Here is a 15,723-nt window from a genome sequence, read left to right on the forward strand (position 1 = left end):
CTTATTGGTCACATGGTCTTTTTTATCAAAGGGTAAGCGGCTTAAGTACATTCCTATTCCGCCACGAGACGTAAAATGATCGAGACGGTTGATGTTCATAAAGCTTCGATTACGTCACTAGAACCAAGGCTTGAAGAGTATATATCCTATCTTTCTGGAGATGAATATCTTCGAGCGAGCCGCTTTAAACGAAAGAGTGACCAAAAGAAATTCATTCTAATACGCGGGCATTTGCGATGGCTTCTATCTCGAAAAATAGGGGAGAGTCCTGGTGAGATACAGTTTGTCTATGGTTTAAACAGAAAGCCTCAGCTTCCTTCAAACCGATGTTACTTTAATGTTTCTCATTCTAAGCAAACGTTTCTTATTGCGATAAGTCCCTCTACCCCAGTAGGAGTTGATATTGAGGAGCATCGCAATGTCCATGGAGTTGATCACCCGATATTTTTTCATCAAGACGAACGAGCATATCTTCAACAATTGAAATCCAGTGAAAAACAAATGGGGATGTTATGGTTATGGACGAGAAAAGAAGCTCTGTGCAAAGCAACAGGAGAAGGGCTCACGACTGATTTGAGCGATACATCCTTGCTTCAGGATGAAATTGAGTATAAAGGCCAATCATATAAGTTTTTCTCTAAAATCTCGGATCGCGATGTTTACTCACTATGTATTAGAACGAGCGGAAGTGACGTGAGTGTAAAAATTTTAGCTGCTATATAAGTTTCTAGAATTTTTACAACCTGTAAAGATGCTAAAGAGCTGAATCCGTGACAAAATATCTTTACAATGGTAGCAAACCGTTGATACGATAAGGGAAAACGATGTTGACGATTCCTCATTAAGTAGGTGAATGGGATGAAAGATTTCCCGATTCGGTTTGTATTGACAGATGAAACGATTATCCAAAGTGCTGTGCTTGCTCTCGTTGGCTACTTACTACATCAAACGAAACTGGATAAACGACTAAACGCCCTTCGGCTTCCAACCGTTCGTCGAGACGTGCACATTTCCCATAGAGACGTCATTCGCTCGATGATCGGCTTGCTTGCCACAGGAAAAACGGATTTTGATCATATCGAAGCGTATCGTCAGGACGATATCTTTTCGGCATCGATGGGGATCCAGCACGTGCCTTCCTCCCCAACCTTGCGACAGCGACTCGATCAGCTCGCTTGTCTTCCGATGACCGAAACGATTCTTTGGGAGGAGTCCATGCGTCTGTTGATGCAACGACATGCCACCTTGTCCTCTTGTTGGAACAAAGGGAAGACGACATGGCTTCCCCTTGATATTGATGTTAGACTAAAAAGTAGACACAGATTATTATAGTAATAATAGACTAAAAAATGAGGTGTCTACATGACAAAAAAACAAAGGCGATACGAAGAAGACTTTAAGCGTCAAACTGTTCGTTATATTTTGGAGGAAGCGAAATCCGTTGCACAAGTGGCTCGGGAGCTCAAAATTAATGAAAATACGCTTCACGGTTGGGTGAAAAAGTATAAGCAAGAACCAGAAATATCAGAAACCCAAACTTTTCGAACTGAAGACCACGAAGTTCGTGAACTGAAGAAACGTATTCGGGATCTAGAGGAGGAAAACTCCATCTTAAAAAAGGCGATGCACTTCTTCGCGAAAGACCATCGGTAAAATATTCATTTATCCATGAACATCGCTTCGATTACCGATTGGAGAAGATGTGCGAAGTTTTGAAAGTTTCTCGAAGCGGTTATTATAAGTGGCGTGATCGTCCCAAAAGTGCTAGACAAGAGCGCTGAGAAGAATTGACGCAGGAAGTGCGTCGTGTGTATATCGAATCCCGCCAGTTGTGTGGGAGTCCAAAGGTTACCAAAAAGCTCAATCATGAAGGAATTAAGGTTTCACAGAAGACGGTCTCCCGCATAATGAAAGAAAAGGGAATGAAGTCTCGTACCGTGAAAAAGCATAAAGCAACCACTAACTCGAAACATAACCATCCGGTCCATGAAAATGTCTTAAACCAAAATTTTACTGTTACAAAACCAAATGAGGTGTGGGTAGCTGATATCACATACGTTCCAACGGATGAGGGTTGGCTTTATCTAGCTAGTGTTATGGATTTGTATTCAAGGAAAATAGTCGGCTGGCATATAGATTGTTCAATGAAAAAGGAGCTAGTGTTGAGCGCTTTAAAGCAAGCATATCAGCGTCAACAACCACAAGGATCTATCCTCCATCACTCTGATCGAGGGAGTCAATATGCTTCAAATGACTATCAAGCTAAGCTAATTGAATACGGTATGAAATGTAGCATGAGCCGCAAAGGAAACTGTTATGACAACGCTTGTATCGAATCATTTCATGGGATCATAAAAAAAGAACTAATTTATCAGACTCGTTATAAAACAAGGGAAGAAGCAAAAAAGAGCATATTCGAGTATATAGAAATATTTTACAATAACAAACGTATTCACTCCGCAGCAGGGTATTTTTCACCTTCTGAATACGAACGTATGTACTATAAAAAAGGAGCTTAATGAGCATATTAATAGAAAAATGAGACCCGAAAATTTACCTTTTAAAAATAATTAGGACAGCGTCGTAATTGTTTTTAAAAGGCCACCAAGCGATAGCGCGGTAGCTGCTAAAAATTTATAAATTTTTGTGTCTACTTTATTGACCTAATATCAATATAGATGGCTCCCCATTTGACAACTCCGGTACGAAAAAAGAAGGAGTGAATCGAACGTATAAAGGATTTGACGGTTTTACGCCATTGTTTGCGTATGCAGGGAAGGAAGGGTATCTCGTTCATGCCGAGCTGCGTCCTGGAAAACAACATGTGCAAGACGACATGCCCTCGTTTTTAATCACCGCCATCCGTCGAGCCCGTCAACTGACCGCGTCTCGTTTGCTTGTTCGCATGGATGCAGGGAACGATGCAGAAGCGAATGTGCACGTATGCCTAAAGGAAGACGTGGACTTTGTCATCAAGCGAAACTTACGACGAGAATCGAAAGCGCTTTGGTTTCAGATCGCTTCGCAAAAAGGCAAACGCGTCGATGATGGACAAACAGAAGGAGTGCAAACCTATGAACTATGCCTTCCACAGACCGTAGCGATCGATGGAAACACGTATACAAAAGCACTCGTTTTGGTCATAGGAGCCTTCGTTTACAATCTTCTTCGGCTGATTGAGCAAGATGTATTCAATGATCCGAGCCATCCATTGCATCACAAAGTGAAGCGTCACCGAATTAAGACGATGATTCAGACGGTGATCACGATGGCAGGGCGACTCGTTCGCCGATCGTGGCAACGATGGATGAAGTTGACGAGAAGGAGTGGCTATAGCGATTCCCTTCTGAACATGTACATCAAATGGAGAGAAGGAGGATAACAAACATTTGTTCGAACACCAATGTTCAACGCCACCTCTTTGTTTTCTTATCTCTCTTTTTAGTTCTTATGCCCAAAAAAGAGGTTTGTTTCATTTCCAAGAATATACATAACATCGGTCGCAAGCACAAAAAAGGGTTTTGTGGATGAAACATCTATAAAACCAGCAACAAAATCAAAGTCGATGTCAACCCATCACGGATTCAGGTGTAGAGGTTATTCAACTACGGGGAAGATTTGTTCAATATAATTGTTAATACAATAATCTTTTTTATTATTAAGGGAGGATATTATGAATAAAATTCTTTTACACCTAGAAGGGGTAGCTGTCCTATTGTTAAGTCTTTATTTTTACTCTTATAATCAATTTAGTTGGCTTTTGTTTTTCGTTTTGTTATTAGCTCCAGATATATCAATGATAGGTTATTTATTCAATAATAAGGTTGGTGCAGTGCTTTATAATTTATTTCATACATATAGTTTACCAATTGGAGTTGTTATCTTAGGAGTATTGTTATCAAACGAAGTTGTTTTAGAGATAGGTTTAATATGGTCTGCCCATATCGGAATGGATAGGATGATTGGTTATGGATTAAAGTATCCAACACATTTTAAAGACACGCATTTAAATCGTGTTTAAATAAACTACTGTAGTTGAGTATTTTTTATAACAATAATTACCGATTGAAAAAGAAACAAACAGGGTACCCCTTATGTAACGTGGAGCTGTTTTTTCACGGTATCAAGGGGAATATTTTGTTTCGCTGCGCTGTAAATGAACTCCACGAGGCAATGTCCTTTTCGCTTGCGCAGGAGATCGAGCCCATCCGAAACATTGCTGTTCGACTTGAACATGCTGTACATATACGCAAGTTGTACCAAGATCCAATACCGTTTCACCGCCCGTCTGTTCTTATTTTATATGAACCAACAAACGGACTGGACCCGGCCGGCATTCGTGAAATTCGCGACTATTTGCGCAAGCTAGCAAGGGAGGAAAGATTGGCAGTCGTCGTATCGAGCCATCTTCTATCAGAAATGGAGATGATGTGCGACCGCTTTGTGATCATTCAGCATGGCAAGCTTGTGACGATCGAATCGGTACAAGAGCTGTCACAACAAACGGAGAAGGTGCTGTTTATCGTCGAGCCGAAGGAGAAGGCGGCACAAATGGTGAAAGCGCACGATCCGCATCTCGATGTTCGCCTCGTCGAACAAGGATTGGAAGTGACGCTCGATTATAAAGATATTCCTTGGCTAAATGCTATGCTTGTCGCGGAAGGAATCAACGTATACGGCATTCATGTGCTCGCGAAATCGTTGGAAGAAATATTTCTAGAAATGACGGGAGGAAACGAAATTGCCTAATCTTTTTTCGCTCGGTAGTGTCAAAAAATCTATGAAAAGACCTTTTTAAATTCCTTGTTAAGGTATTTAAAAAGAATGATGGCATCGGATTCGCCCTTGACCAACACTCGCCAAAGGGGAGAAACGGTCAATAAGGGCATGGAGGGGAAAGGAGGAAGCCGAATGAATCGATATCAGAAAATTGCCATAGGAGTAATGTTGTTCGTGCCGTTGATTTTCTTAGTCATTTCCTTATTGACAAACAGGTGGGGATTTTTCCTTTGGAGTTTGGCACCAAGCCTTACTATGGGGATGACGGGATTTTTCGTAGCGAAAGATAGATAAATATGCATATGTTGTACACCTAGCTCCCTTGTTCATTTTCCTAATATTAAGATTTTTTAACGCCTTGAATCCATATAATGAGTTTTTTAAAGAGAGAGGAACAATGAGGAATACTCGTAGTGCTAGTTCTCAACTAGCACTACGAGTTCATTTATCCATTATGTGAGGTGTTCTTAACATGCATCGGCATCTGCCTTTGGAAGAAGAAGTGATGAACATGTTAATTGGTGGTTTTTCCACAATAATGTTCATTGCAATGATTACATTAATTTTTCTTTGGAGAAGGAATCGAGCACAAAGAGCAGCATTTCTTTGGATTTTCGTACATTTTGTATCGTTCTCTATTGCAGTATACTTGGCATTAAAAGCCATTTCTTTTGACATTAATCATCCGATGGCGTCAGAAGAAATTTCCCTTCTTTTAGGTGAATCAGGGGCATTATGGGCAGGAAGTATGATTTGTCTGTTAGTTGGTATTTTTAAACTTTCAAAAGTAACGAAGGATGATAAAAAATAAGGCACGAGTGTTGATTATCCAAAATTATGAATACTTCTCCCGTAAAAATGGGCATGCTCAAATAAGACAGCTACCATCTCTGATTTCCAATCGAGAGGAAGTTGCCCAAATAAAACCCGACGAACGAAAGAAATGAACGTGAGGGTGGTTTGCGTTCGTTTCTCTGTTCGGTCATATAGCCATCTCAATAACACATAGGCAATGAACGCCGCAAACAGCTGATTGTAGACGGCGTTTTTTGTTGTCCCAAATAAGGTAGGTACATTCAAGTATTGCTTGATCCATCGAAAAAAGACCTCGACTGCCCAACGCTCTTGATACATGTCGGCAATCTTTTCTGCCGATACGTCAATCAGCGATGACATTGGAATCGGAAGAAACAAGACGCTGTAAACGGTGACGACGATGAATCTCTACATTTTCTTTCATGCGAATGACAAAAAGTTGTCCATTTTCGGCAAATTGGTCGATCCGTTCGATTTTAAAATACGCCCGATCTTCCACAAGAATTTGCTTCGGATGTGTCAACGCTTCCCCGACAGGACCATCGTGGCGTAGACCGGTTGTTTCTATGGCATCCATTGGTGACTGGTGTTGAGGAGAATAAGCGACATGCAGTTTAATCCCTGACCGTTCCCCATGATAAGGCGCCCATGATAGGCGGTTCTTTCCGACTGTCACCGTTGTCGAATCGACAATGCGAAGAGGTTTCGGGAATCGAAGAGATCGCCGTATTTTGCGATTACACTTCGAAACGATTAGTGCAAACAAACGCTTCATGATTTCATATGGAATCTCCTTCGCCTTGTTTGCCACCGTCGAATAATGAAAACGCGGCAATTGGTAAGTGGGCGCCACATCAGCACCATGACGAAAACTCTTCCACTCATGGACAGCAGCGAGAAGGAAAAAGTCGATTAACGTACGTACGGTAAATTTACGAGATGAGTCGTGATAACCGACTGCTTCTGTGATGGTTTGAATGTCTTCGTCTGACACAATTTTTTGCATCAAATTCGGGAGTGTGGTATGCTTGTTCATAAAGAGCACCTCTTTCCTGGGTTTGTTTGTGTGATTACTTACATTCTACAGGAAAAGTGCTCTTTTTTCTATGTTTTTATGGATATTATTGGTTAATCAACACACGTGTTTTGAAGTAATGATATTTACTTAACTAAAAGATAAAATAATAATTCAAAGGGGGATAAAATGGAATTAAAAACTGTAAAATATAATTATTGTAATCTAGTTTCTAATAAACAAGATATACAAAAATTTAAAGAAGAAATTTCGGTTTCAAATATCATATACTTATTTTATAATAATTCTGAATGTTTATATATTGGAGAAACAGGTACTTCATTAAACGATAGATGTTATAAGCATACTCCAAAAGAGTCGGACAAACCTTGGTTTAAAGAAGGTAATTTAATTCATATTATAAAGTTAGATGAAAAAATTGATATTATTGCTAGACAAGCACTTGAATCCTCTTTTATCTTAGCATATCGTCCTAAATACAATAAAAAAGGCTGATAAATTTACAATTTTATTATTGAGTTAATCTAAAGGTTGGTGAAGAGATGGAACTTAATATGAGTATAAATGAGATACTTAAAAATAAAAGTATTAAGGTGATTGAAGTTCCTAAATGGGGGACTTTTTTACGAAAGCAATGGGAGAATGTTTTTGCAAATCATTTGAGTCATAATGAAAAGAAAGAAATTTTTATGTACGATGACGATGGTTTTTGTGGATATTTATGGCATGTATTCAGCTTCGAAAAAAGAGTTTGTTTGAAAGAGCAAGAAGCAGAAACGGCTTTTAATAATGAACGGAAAAATTCCTGTTATATTTTTTACCAACATACAGATGATGTTTTTATTGTTGAAGAGGCAGCTAACTTGAATGCAAATGATTTGTTGAATGAATTTGATGTTTATGTTGTAGACAAAGAATTTAACTGGACTTATGTAAAAACACACGAAACTGGGTGGTGCGGTCCTTATTTTAGTTATAGAGATACAAAAGCTTAAGTAATTACTGTAGTTGAGCGATTTTTGTTACAATAATTACTATTTAAAAAAGAAACAAACAGGGTACTCCTTATGCCACGTGGAGCTGTTTTTTCACGGTATCAATAGGAATATTTTGTTTCGCTGCACGGTAAATGAACTCCACGAGGCAATGCCGTTTTCGCTTGCGGTGCTGCTTGTGTATTCTGTCGTGTTCAATGCGGTGACATGGTGGATGTTCCAAAAACGCGACGTCGCGGCTTAAACGATAAAAAGAAAAAGGCTGCCCAATTAGCTTGTGACTCGGCTATTGGCTGCCTTTTTTATTGAAAAAATAATCGCTTCGCCTCGAGAGAAAAGTTTGTAAATATAAAGGACGTAATCGTGTCATTTTCTCCAAATGCCTCTCTTTTTTTAAAAAAACCATCCTCCAACCCAAATACTTCGACTGTTTTATACAAAGGATCAACAATCCAATATTCTTGCACGTTAAACTGCTCGTATAGCTTAAATTTTTCATTTCGGTCTTTTAATGCTGTAGACGGAGAAAGAACTTCGACAATGAGTGTTGGTGCGCCTAAACAGCCGTTTGGTGTTAAATTGTTTCGATTGCAAATGACGGAAATATCGGGTTGTACGACATGTTTTGCATACGTGTAGTCGTCGCTGTCAGAGAGACAAACATCAAACGGAGCTATGGGAACGTAGCAATTTTTATTTTGAAAATGCGAACGAAACGCAAACGATAGTTCCATGACGGTAAATTGATGCTCCCATGTTGGTGAAGGGCTCGTGTTGTAAGCTTTCCCGTTAATGAGCTCCCAACGCCCGTCCCATTGAACATAATCGGCATACGTATACAGTTTGGGTGATTGTGGATTCATCGCGTATCCCTCACTTTTTTCAATATTATACCACACATCACTTCGTCATTGACCATTTCGTGTTTCATAGTTATATTATTAAACAGTTAAATAATTGAACTATATGGATGGGAGGCATTGACCGATGGAGCGAAGCATACAACAATTTATTGAGCGATATTTATCCGTTTCGTTTCTTGTCAATAAACGAGGGGCTGCGTTGATGAAGTGTGAATTAGACGATATTACGCACGATCAATATTATGTATTGCGCTACATATATAAACGAGGGATGTGTACATCGACGGAATTAGCGGACGTGTTTGCGGTAAATAAAAGCGCGATTACGGCGATGACAAACCGTCTTGTTGAAAAAGGAATGATTGCACGTGGCAAAGATGAAGACGATCGCCGTATTATTGCTCTTTCGCTTACGGAAAAAGGTGAACAATGGCTCGTTGAAACAGAACGAAAAGTATATGAACTTGTTGAAACAATGATGACAAAGCTTTCACATGAAGAAATTGAACAGTTTATTCAAACGTATGAGAAACTAGCGAAGATTTTACAAGAAATGGAGGAGAAAAAATGAAAACGATTATTCGCGGAAAATGGGTCGTTTTACTCGCGTGGGTTGTCGCCGCTGTTGTGCTCGTTATGACTGCTCCGAATATGGCACAACTTGTGCGTGAAAAAGGGCAAATTACCGTCCCAGACGGCTATTCGTCTTCGCTTGCTAGCGAGTTATTAAAAGAAGTACAAAAGCAAGAAAATAAGGAAGGGGAAATGAGCGCCGTCCTCGTCTTTCATCGCAAAGAAAGATTGCAAGAAAAGGATTGGAATGAAATTGAGAAGGCTATTGAACAACTACAAGCGAAAAAAGAATCGCTCGGTTTAATACAAATTGTTTCGCCACTTGATGACAGCTCGCTCAAAGAAAAGCTCGTTTCAAAAGATGAAACAACGGTACTCATTTCGCTTCAATTAGAACGAAACAAACGCACCGCAAAAGAAATAAGCACAGCGCTTTATGATGTGATCGAGAATATTGATGTGCCGCACTATTACACAGGTAGTTGGATGATCGATGAAGATGTCATTCAAAGTTCACAAGAAGGGTTGAAAAAAACGGAAGGTATTACCGTCATTTTTATTTTAGTCGTTTTATTTCTTGTGTTCCGTTCGCTCGTCGCTCCGTTTGTGCCGTTGCTGACGGTTGGATTGACGTATATCGTGTCGCAAGCGATTGTTGCTTTTCTTGTTGATCGTGTTGATTTTCCACTTTCTACGTTTACACAAACGTTTTTAGTTGCCGTTTTATTCGGAATTGGAACAGACTATTGCATTTTACTGCTTAGCCGTTTTAAAGAAGAACTAGCGAAGCGAGAAGATCGAACTGAAGCGATTATTGCGACGTATAAAACAGCAGGAAAAACGGTTATTTTTAGCGGACTAGCGGTCATGATCGGATTTGCGTCCATTGGCTTATCGACGTTTAAATTGTATCAATCTGCATCAGCCGTAGCCGTCGGTGTCGTTGTGTTACTTGTTGCGCTTGTTACGCTTGTGCCGTTTTTTATGGCTACACTTGGCGAAAAGCTCTTTTGGCCGATGAAAGGCGCGCTTGAACATAAACCGAGCAAATTATGGGATGCAGCAGGTCGTTTTTCTTTCGCTCGTCCGCTATGGGCGCTTGCGATTGTCGCGGTCATTACATTGCCGATTTTATTGACGTATGATGGAAAACTTTCGTTTAACTCGATGGCGGAAATTGGCGATCGTTATCCTTCCGTTAAAGCATTCAACATCATTTCTTCTCACTTTAGTGAAGGGGAAGCGATGCCGACGAAAATCGTCATGAAAAATGATGAAGCGATGGATGATGAACAATATTACTACTTGATTGAAAAAATTAGTCGCGAAGTGGCAAATATTGATGGCGTGGAAGCTGTTCGTTCAGTAACTCGCCCGCTTGGAGAGCCAATTGATCAATTGTTTGTGACAAAGCAAGCGGAACAGTTAAAAGATGGACTTGGAAAAGGAGCAGACGGTATCGGGCAAATTCGTTCTGGGTTAAGCGAAGCGAGCAACGAAATGGCAAAGTCCGCTCCAAAGTTAGCTCAGGCGACAGGTGGTATTCACGAGCTCGTCAACGGAACGTCAAAATTGGAAACGGGAATGACTGATTTACAACAAGCATTGAAGCAATTGGAAGAAGGAGTACGAAGCGGAGCGATTGGTGCGGCTGATCTTGAAAAAGGGTTACAGACGATACAAACGAATATGAAAAAGCTACATGATGGAGCGAACGAATTGCGAAAAGGATATGAGCAAGCAACCGACGGACTGCGTCAATTAAGTGAACAATATGAACAAATTGAAGGTGGATTGCACGCTATTTCTGAACAGTTGCCGCTTCTTTCTCAATCGCTGAACCGTATTGAAGAACGTCATACAGGCTTGCGTGAAGATGCGGAGTATGCACATGTGAAGCAAGCCGTTCAACAGATGAGCGCGCAAATGAACACGTTATCCGGTGCCCTTGCTCAAGTGAACGACGCGTTACAAAATGTTCAATATGGTTTGCAACAAGCAAATGAATCGTTTGCAACAGTAACAAGGGGACAGCAAGCGCTTATTACGGGAATGGATCAAGTGGTCGTTGGACTTGGAAAGCTTCGTTCCGGATTAGAGCAAGCAGCGGATGGTCAAGGGCAAATTGTTCAACGATTGCCAGAAGTGACAAATGGGCTAGCGAAAGTAAACGACGGACAACAGCAATTGCTTACAGGTTTTTCGCAACTCAATGGTCAAATGGATCAACTCATCTCAGGATTAAACCAAAGTGTAAATGGATTGCAACAAGTAGAAGATGGGTTACACTCAGCCAAACAGTACGTTTCTGACTTAGCGAATGCACCAGACGAAGAAATGGCAGGATGGTATATGCCGCCACAATTGTTGACGAGCGAGGAATTTGCGCAAGCGAAGGAAGCATATGTGTCGAAAGACGGGAAAGTAGTAACGTTTGACGTCGTCTTTTCTTCCAATCCGTATGAAACGACAACGATGAAAAAAATCGCGGAAGTGAAAGAAGCGATTGCTCGAGCGGTAAATGGTACAAAACTTGAGCATGCGAAAGTAGGCGTTGGCGGCGTGACGAGCATTTATTCCGATTTGCGCGACATTTCTGCCGCTGATTATGCCCGAACATCGGTATTTATGCTTGCAGGGATTGCGATCATTTTAATTGTTCTTCTTCGTTCGTTTATTATGCCAGCGTATTTAATGTTATCGCTTATTTTAACGTATTATACGTCGATGGCATTTACTGAACTTGTGTTTGTGAATATGCTTGGATACGAAGGAATAAACTGGGCTGTTCCGTTTTTTGCGTTCGTCATTTTAATGGCGCTCGGCATTGACTATAGCATTTTCTTAATGGATCGCTTTAATGAATATCGCGATAAAACCGTTCAAGAAGCGATGCTTGAAGCGATGCGTCATATGGGGACGGTCATTATTTCCGCGGCGATCATTTTAGGGGGAACGTTTGCGGCGATGTATCCATCTGGCGTATTATCGCTATTGCAAATTGCGACGATTATTTTAACAGGTCTTTTCTTATATGCACTTGTCGTTTTACCGTTATTCATTCCGGTGATGGCAAAAACGTTTGGACGGGCGAATTGGTGGCCATTTATGAAATAAGAGCGGGTGTCGATGCCCGCTCTTTTGTGATATAATGTGAAAAATAGTTGTTGGAGTGAAACGAAGTGAGAAAAATGAATATGTCTGAACTAAACGATTGGATTTTTTCACGCAAAGGAAATGTGGAACGAGATATATTAAAAGATGGAAGAGAGCAACATGTACGTTTACGTCCACGCGACAAAGAGGAAATGCGTATATTAGATGAATTATGCATAAGACGATGGAAAAAAGCGGAGCAAGAAGGAAAAATTAAATATTTGAACGAACGAGTGTGGTATTATGAGTTCGATTAAAGAGGCGAAAGAAAAACTTCAGTCGCTTCGAACGAAAACATCGTTTGAAAAAATGGTTCAAGTTACAGCCATTTTAACGAAGCTGTTGGAGCCACATCGCATACGTCCGATTATTGTTGGCGGGCTTGCGGTTGAAATATATACGCGTGGAGATTACACGACCGTAGACATCGATTTAATTGTTAGTGATCGTGAAAAAGCGGGACAATTGCTTCATCAACTTGGTTTCACTCCGTCAGGAAGACATTGGTATCATGATGAATTGTTTGTTAGTGTGGAAATCCCAAATGATATGTTAGAGGACGCTGATGATGATAAAGTAATTGAGTTGAAGTTAGAAGATGGGTTGCATGTATATGTCATCGGAATTGAAGACATTATATTAGATCGCCTGCGCGCATGTGTCCATTGGAAATCGAAATCCGATTGCGAATGGGCAAAAAGAATGGTTCTTCTTCATAAAGAGCGGCTGGATTGGGCATATATGAAACAAGTAGCGAAAAAAGACGGAACGAGAGAACAACTGGAGCAATGGTTTTAGATGAGAGCGGGTGTTGATGCCCGCTCTTCTTTTCGTATATCTTTTCATGTATCTACAAATCATGTTAAGATAAAAGGTAGAATTTTGCCGAAACGGGAGATCGGATGAATGGGGGAAATAATTTGGCGGAGCAGAGAAAAACGCGTATTACGGTAGATATATACGGACAACAATATTCGATCGTCGGAACGGAAAGCTCCAGTCATATTCGGCTTGTTGCTTCCATTGTCGATGACAAAATGCGTGAAATTAGTGCCAAAAATCCGACGCTTGATACGAGTAAACTCGCTGTATTAACGGCAGTCAATATCGTTCATGAATATATTAAACTAAAAGATGAATACGAACGCCTTTTGCGAAAAATGAATAAAGAAAAGGATGATGACAGCGATGATTGATTTGCTTATTTGTTTCATCCTTCTCATGGGACTGATGATTGGATTGAAACGAGGATTTATTTTGCAATTTATTCATATGACCGGTTTTTTGATCGCGTTTATTGTTGCATATAACTATTATGATCAACTAGCACCAAGACTAAAATTATGGGTGCCATATCCGAGTTTCGGTGATGGCGAAACGATGAAATTGCTCATTGAAAGCACAAATTTAGATGAAGCGTACTATCGTGCGATTGCGTTTGCTGTTTTATTTTTCGCTGCGAAAATTGTGATGCAAATGATCGGCTCAATGTTAGATTTCGTCGCTCAGCTGCCGCTTTTAAAAAGCGTCAACCGCTGGGCAGGTGGAGCGCTTGGATTTATGGAAGTGTATTTGCTTTTATTTGTGCTTTTATATGTGAGTGCACTTGTTCCTGTTTCTGCAATTCAACAACCGCTTCACAACTCATTCATCGCTAGTTTCATCGTCAAACACACACCGATTTTATCAAATTTTGTGAAACATATGCTTGTGCAATATATGGCTTAAAAACTTCTCCGTTTGAGAGAAGTTTTTTCGTCGAAAGGAAGGGAATGAGATGGAAAAAAATAAAAAAGAAGCGATTCGTTTGCTTGAAACGATCGCTTTGTATATGGAAATTAAAGGAGAAAATCCTTTTAAAGTATCCGCCTTTCGTAAAGCAGCTTCAGCGCTAGAGCGTGATGAACGTGCTTTGACCGACATTGATGATTTTACGTCCATTGCTGGCATCGGAAAAGGAACAGCTGCGGTTTTACAGCAATGGTTGCAGACGGGAACGAGTGATGTGCTTGAACAGTTAAAAAAAGAAATTCCCGCAGGGTTATTTCCACTTTTAAAATTGCCGGGACTTGGCGGCAAAAAAATTGCCAAACTGTATCATGAGCTAGGCGTGACCGATATAGAAACATTAAAAGAAGCATGTTTAGCCCAACGTGTGCGACAATTAAGCGGCTTCGGTGCAAAAACTGAAGAAAATATTTTAGCTGCACTTGCCCACATGAATGCACGCCCTGAGCGGTTGCCGATTGCGTTTATGTTGGAAGTTGCTTCCGACATCGAGCGTCAACTAGAAAACTTCGCTGGCATTATTCAGTTTTCACGAGCAGGTAGTTTACGGCGCGTATGTGAGACGATCAAAGATTTAGATTTTATTATTGCAACAACAGACGATGCGCTCGTTCGTAAGCAGTTGTTGCAACTCGAACATATTTATGACGTTGTCGCAAATGGGGAAACGAAAGTATCATTGCAATTGCAATACGATTATGTTGTCAATGTCGATTTTCGCCTCGTTTCTCCTAAACATTTTGCTACAACGCTTCATCATTTCACCGGATCAAAAGACCATAACGTCCGCATGCGCCAATTAGCAAAGGAGCGCGGTGAAAAAATTAGTGAGTACGGTGTTGAAAACATTCAAACAGGCGAAGTGAAAACGTTTACGACAGAGGAGCAATTTTTTGCCCACTTTCATTTGCCATTCATCCCACCAGAAATGCGTGAAAGCGGAATAGAAGTCGATGCATATGACGGCACGCCGCTCCTTTCTTTATCCGATATACGCGGCGATTTACATATGCATACGACATGGAGCGACGGTGCGTTTTCGATTCAACAAATGGCGGAAGCATGTCGAAAAAAAGGATATCGCTACATCGCGATTACCGATCATTCGCAGTTTTTAAAAGTAGCAAATGGGTTAACTGTCGAACGATTAAAACGGCAACAAGAAGAAATTGCTCGCCTGAACGAACAATACGATGACTTTGTTATTTTATCTGGCATTGAAATGGATATTTTACCGGATGGAACGTTAGATTTTGCGGATGATGTATTACAAACGGTCGATTTTGTTATCGCTTCCATTCATTCTGCTTTTTCACAACCAGAAGAAGCGATTATGAAACGTCTAAAAGAAGCACTTATGAATCCATACGTTCATATGATCGCTCATCCGACAGGAAGATTAATTGGGGAGCGAAGCGGATACGCTGTAAATATAGACGAATTGTTGCAGCTTGCGAAAGAAACAAATACGGTGCTAGAGCTAAATGCCAACCCACATCGTCTCGATTTAACGTACACCTATTTACAAAAAGCGCAACAGCTTGGTGTGAAAATAGCGATTAATACAGACGCACACAACGTTCGTATGCTTGATGATATGGAGCTTGGAGTGGCGTTTGCTCGAAAAGGTTGGATTCGGAAAGAAACCGTCATCAATACATGGGAGATCGAACAACTTATCTCTTTTTTGCGAAAATAAACAGCTGGAGGGTTACCT

Annotated in this window: 14 protein-coding genes and 5 pseudogenes; 16 read left to right on the top strand and 3 right to left on the bottom strand. The window is 40.5% G+C overall.

What is annotated here, in order from left to right; genetic code table 11:
• Positions 1–75 precede the first annotated feature (75 nt).
• The 5 genes and pseudogenes from ES017_RS04235 to ES017_RS04255 all read left to right on the top strand — a co-directional run bounded on the left by ES017_RS04235 (position 76) and on the right by ES017_RS04255 (position 4,021).
• Positions 76–723, top strand: coding sequence for a 4'-phosphopantetheinyl transferase family protein (locus tag ES017_RS04235; RefSeq protein WP_025039069.1), 648 nt, complete (start codon positions 76–78; stop codon positions 721–723).
• 135 nt (positions 724–858) lie between these two features.
• Positions 859–1,299: pseudogene (locus ES017_RS04240) on the top strand (IS1380 family transposase); the annotation flags it as partial.
• A gap of 63 nt (positions 1,300–1,362) precedes the next feature.
• Positions 1,363–2,519 (top strand): annotated as a pseudogene (locus ES017_RS04245) (IS3 family transposase).
• A gap of 149 nt (positions 2,520–2,668) precedes the next feature.
• Positions 2,669–3,382, top strand: a pseudogene (locus tag ES017_RS04250) (transposase); the annotation flags it as partial.
• A 291-nt stretch (positions 3,383–3,673) separates the two neighbouring features.
• A complete protein-coding gene (locus ES017_RS04255) occupies positions 3,674–4,021 on the top strand; it encodes a DUF4260 domain-containing protein (RefSeq protein WP_171334798.1) in 348 nt (115 codons plus the stop codon).
• A 71-nt stretch (positions 4,022–4,092) separates the two neighbouring features.
• Here the strand turns inward: ES017_RS04255 and ES017_RS04260 are convergent.
• Positions 4,093–4,287, bottom strand: a pseudogene (locus ES017_RS04260) (IS701 family transposase); the annotation flags it as partial.
• Between the two features lie 624 nt (positions 4,288–4,911).
• On the opposite strand from ES017_RS04260, the gene ES017_RS04270 reads away from it, so the two are divergent.
• Both ES017_RS04270 and ES017_RS04275 read left to right on the top strand, forming a co-directional pair.
• Positions 4,912–5,073: a hypothetical protein gene (locus ES017_RS04270; RefSeq protein ID WP_171334799.1), complete on the top strand. Its 162-nt coding sequence runs from the start codon at positions 4,912–4,914 to the stop codon at positions 5,071–5,073.
• Positions 5,074–5,251: 178 nt separating this feature from the next.
• Positions 5,252–5,590 (top strand): hypothetical protein, encoded by a 339-nt coding sequence (locus tag ES017_RS04275; RefSeq protein WP_171334800.1) that lies wholly within the window; start codon positions 5,252–5,254, stop codon positions 5,588–5,590.
• 14 nt (positions 5,591–5,604) lie between these two features.
• Here the strand turns inward: ES017_RS04275 and ES017_RS04280 are convergent.
• Positions 5,605–6,631, bottom strand: a pseudogene (locus ES017_RS04280) (IS4 family transposase).
• Between the two features lie 168 nt (positions 6,632–6,799).
• On the opposite strand from ES017_RS04280, the gene ES017_RS04285 reads away from it, so the two are divergent.
• Together ES017_RS04285 and ES017_RS04290 are read left to right on the top strand one after the other, a co-directional pair.
• Entirely contained in the window at positions 6,800–7,126 is a 327-nt protein-coding gene (locus tag ES017_RS04285; protein ID WP_035381361.1) for a GIY-YIG nuclease family protein, read from the top strand.
• 59 nt (positions 7,127–7,185) lie between these two features.
• Positions 7,186–7,626 carry a DUF4275 family protein gene (locus ES017_RS04290; RefSeq protein WP_035381367.1) on the top strand — a complete coding sequence of 147 codons (441 nt, stop codon included), beginning with the start codon at positions 7,186–7,188 and terminating at the stop codon, positions 7,624–7,626.
• 302 nt (positions 7,627–7,928) lie between these two features.
• Here the strand turns inward: ES017_RS04290 and ES017_RS04295 are convergent, their stop codons facing one another.
• Positions 7,929–8,489: a Uma2 family endonuclease gene (locus tag ES017_RS04295; protein WP_171334801.1), complete on the bottom strand. Its 561-nt coding sequence runs from the start codon at positions 8,487–8,489 to the stop codon at positions 7,929–7,931.
• Positions 8,490–8,613: 124 nt separating this feature from the next.
• On the opposite strand from ES017_RS04295, the gene ES017_RS04300 reads away from it, so the two are divergent.
• The 7 genes from ES017_RS04300 to polX all read left to right on the top strand — a co-directional run bounded on the left by ES017_RS04300 (position 8,614) and on the right by polX (position 15,705).
• Positions 8,614–9,060, top strand: a complete 447-nt coding sequence (locus tag ES017_RS04300; RefSeq protein ID WP_171334802.1) for a MarR family winged helix-turn-helix transcriptional regulator — start codon at positions 8,614–8,616, stop codon at positions 9,058–9,060.
• Positions 9,057–12,179, top strand: a complete 3,123-nt coding sequence (locus ES017_RS04305) for an efflux RND transporter permease subunit (RefSeq protein WP_171334803.1) — start codon at positions 9,057–9,059, stop codon at positions 12,177–12,179. The genes ES017_RS04300 and ES017_RS04305 overlap by 4 nt, the downstream gene beginning before the upstream one ends.
• Before the next feature lie 74 nt (positions 12,180–12,253).
• Positions 12,254–12,475: a hypothetical protein gene (locus ES017_RS04310; RefSeq protein WP_216367438.1), complete on the top strand. Its 222-nt coding sequence runs from the start codon at positions 12,254–12,256 to the stop codon at positions 12,473–12,475.
• Positions 12,462–13,016 carry a DUF6036 family nucleotidyltransferase gene (locus ES017_RS04315; RefSeq protein ID WP_171334805.1) on the top strand — a complete coding sequence of 185 codons (555 nt, stop codon included), beginning with the start codon at positions 12,462–12,464 and terminating at the stop codon, positions 13,014–13,016. The genes ES017_RS04310 and ES017_RS04315 overlap by 14 nt, the downstream gene beginning before the upstream one ends.
• 122 nt (positions 13,017–13,138) lie before the next feature.
• Complete coding sequence (zapA, locus tag ES017_RS04320; protein WP_077427917.1) at positions 13,139–13,414, top strand: cell division protein ZapA; 276 nt, start codon at positions 13,139–13,141, stop codon at positions 13,412–13,414.
• Positions 13,407–13,946, top strand: a complete 540-nt coding sequence (locus ES017_RS04325; protein ID WP_171334806.1) for a CvpA family protein — start codon at positions 13,407–13,409, stop codon at positions 13,944–13,946. The genes zapA and ES017_RS04325 overlap by 8 nt, the downstream gene beginning before the upstream one ends.
• 49 nt (positions 13,947–13,995) lie before the next feature.
• On the top strand, positions 13,996–15,705 hold the full coding sequence (gene polX, locus ES017_RS04330; protein ID WP_171334807.1) for a DNA polymerase/3'-5' exonuclease PolX: 1,710 nt from the start codon (positions 13,996–13,998) through the stop codon (positions 15,703–15,705).
• Positions 15,706–15,723: the final 18 nt, after the last annotated feature.

Origin of the sequence: Anoxybacillus sp. EFIL, from assembly GCF_013096955.1 — a bacterium.
Taxonomy (GTDB): Bacteria; Bacillota; Bacilli; order Bacillales; family Anoxybacillaceae; genus Anoxybacillus; species Anoxybacillus ayderensis.

Excerpts from the sequence above, each read along its gene's own strand:
- ES017_RS04285 (WP_035381361.1), top strand. The coding sequence starts at position 6,800 with ATGGAATTAAAAACTGTAAAATATAATTATTGTAATCTAGTTTCTAAT.
- ES017_RS04300 (WP_171334802.1), top strand. The coding sequence starts at position 8,614 with ATGGAGCGAAGCATACAACAATTTATTGAGCGATATTTATCCGTTTCG.
- ES017_RS04295 (WP_171334801.1), bottom strand. The coding sequence starts at position 8,489 with ATGAATCCACAATCACCCAAACTGTATACGTATGCCGATTATGTTCAA.
- ES017_RS04235 (WP_025039069.1), top strand. The coding sequence starts at position 76 with ATGATCGAGACGGTTGATGTTCATAAAGCTTCGATTACGTCACTAGAA.
- ES017_RS04275 (WP_171334800.1), top strand. The coding sequence starts at position 5,252 with ATGCATCGGCATCTGCCTTTGGAAGAAGAAGTGATGAACATGTTAATT.
- ES017_RS04270 (WP_171334799.1), top strand. The coding sequence starts at position 4,912 with ATGAATCGATATCAGAAAATTGCCATAGGAGTAATGTTGTTCGTGCCG.
- ES017_RS04255 (WP_171334798.1), top strand. The coding sequence starts at position 3,674 with ATGAATAAAATTCTTTTACACCTAGAAGGGGTAGCTGTCCTATTGTTA.
- polX (WP_171334807.1), top strand. The coding sequence starts at position 13,996 with ATGGAAAAAAATAAAAAAGAAGCGATTCGTTTGCTTGAAACGATCGCT.
- ES017_RS04305 (WP_171334803.1), top strand. The coding sequence starts at position 9,057 with ATGAAAACGATTATTCGCGGAAAATGGGTCGTTTTACTCGCGTGGGTT.
- ES017_RS04310 (WP_216367438.1), top strand. The coding sequence starts at position 12,254 with ATGAATATGTCTGAACTAAACGATTGGATTTTTTCACGCAAAGGAAAT.
- ES017_RS04315 (WP_171334805.1), top strand. The coding sequence starts at position 12,462 with ATGAGTTCGATTAAAGAGGCGAAAGAAAAACTTCAGTCGCTTCGAACG.
- ES017_RS04290 (WP_035381367.1), top strand. The coding sequence starts at position 7,186 with ATGAGTATAAATGAGATACTTAAAAATAAAAGTATTAAGGTGATTGAA.
- ES017_RS04325 (WP_171334806.1), top strand. The coding sequence starts at position 13,407 with ATGATTGATTTGCTTATTTGTTTCATCCTTCTCATGGGACTGATGATT.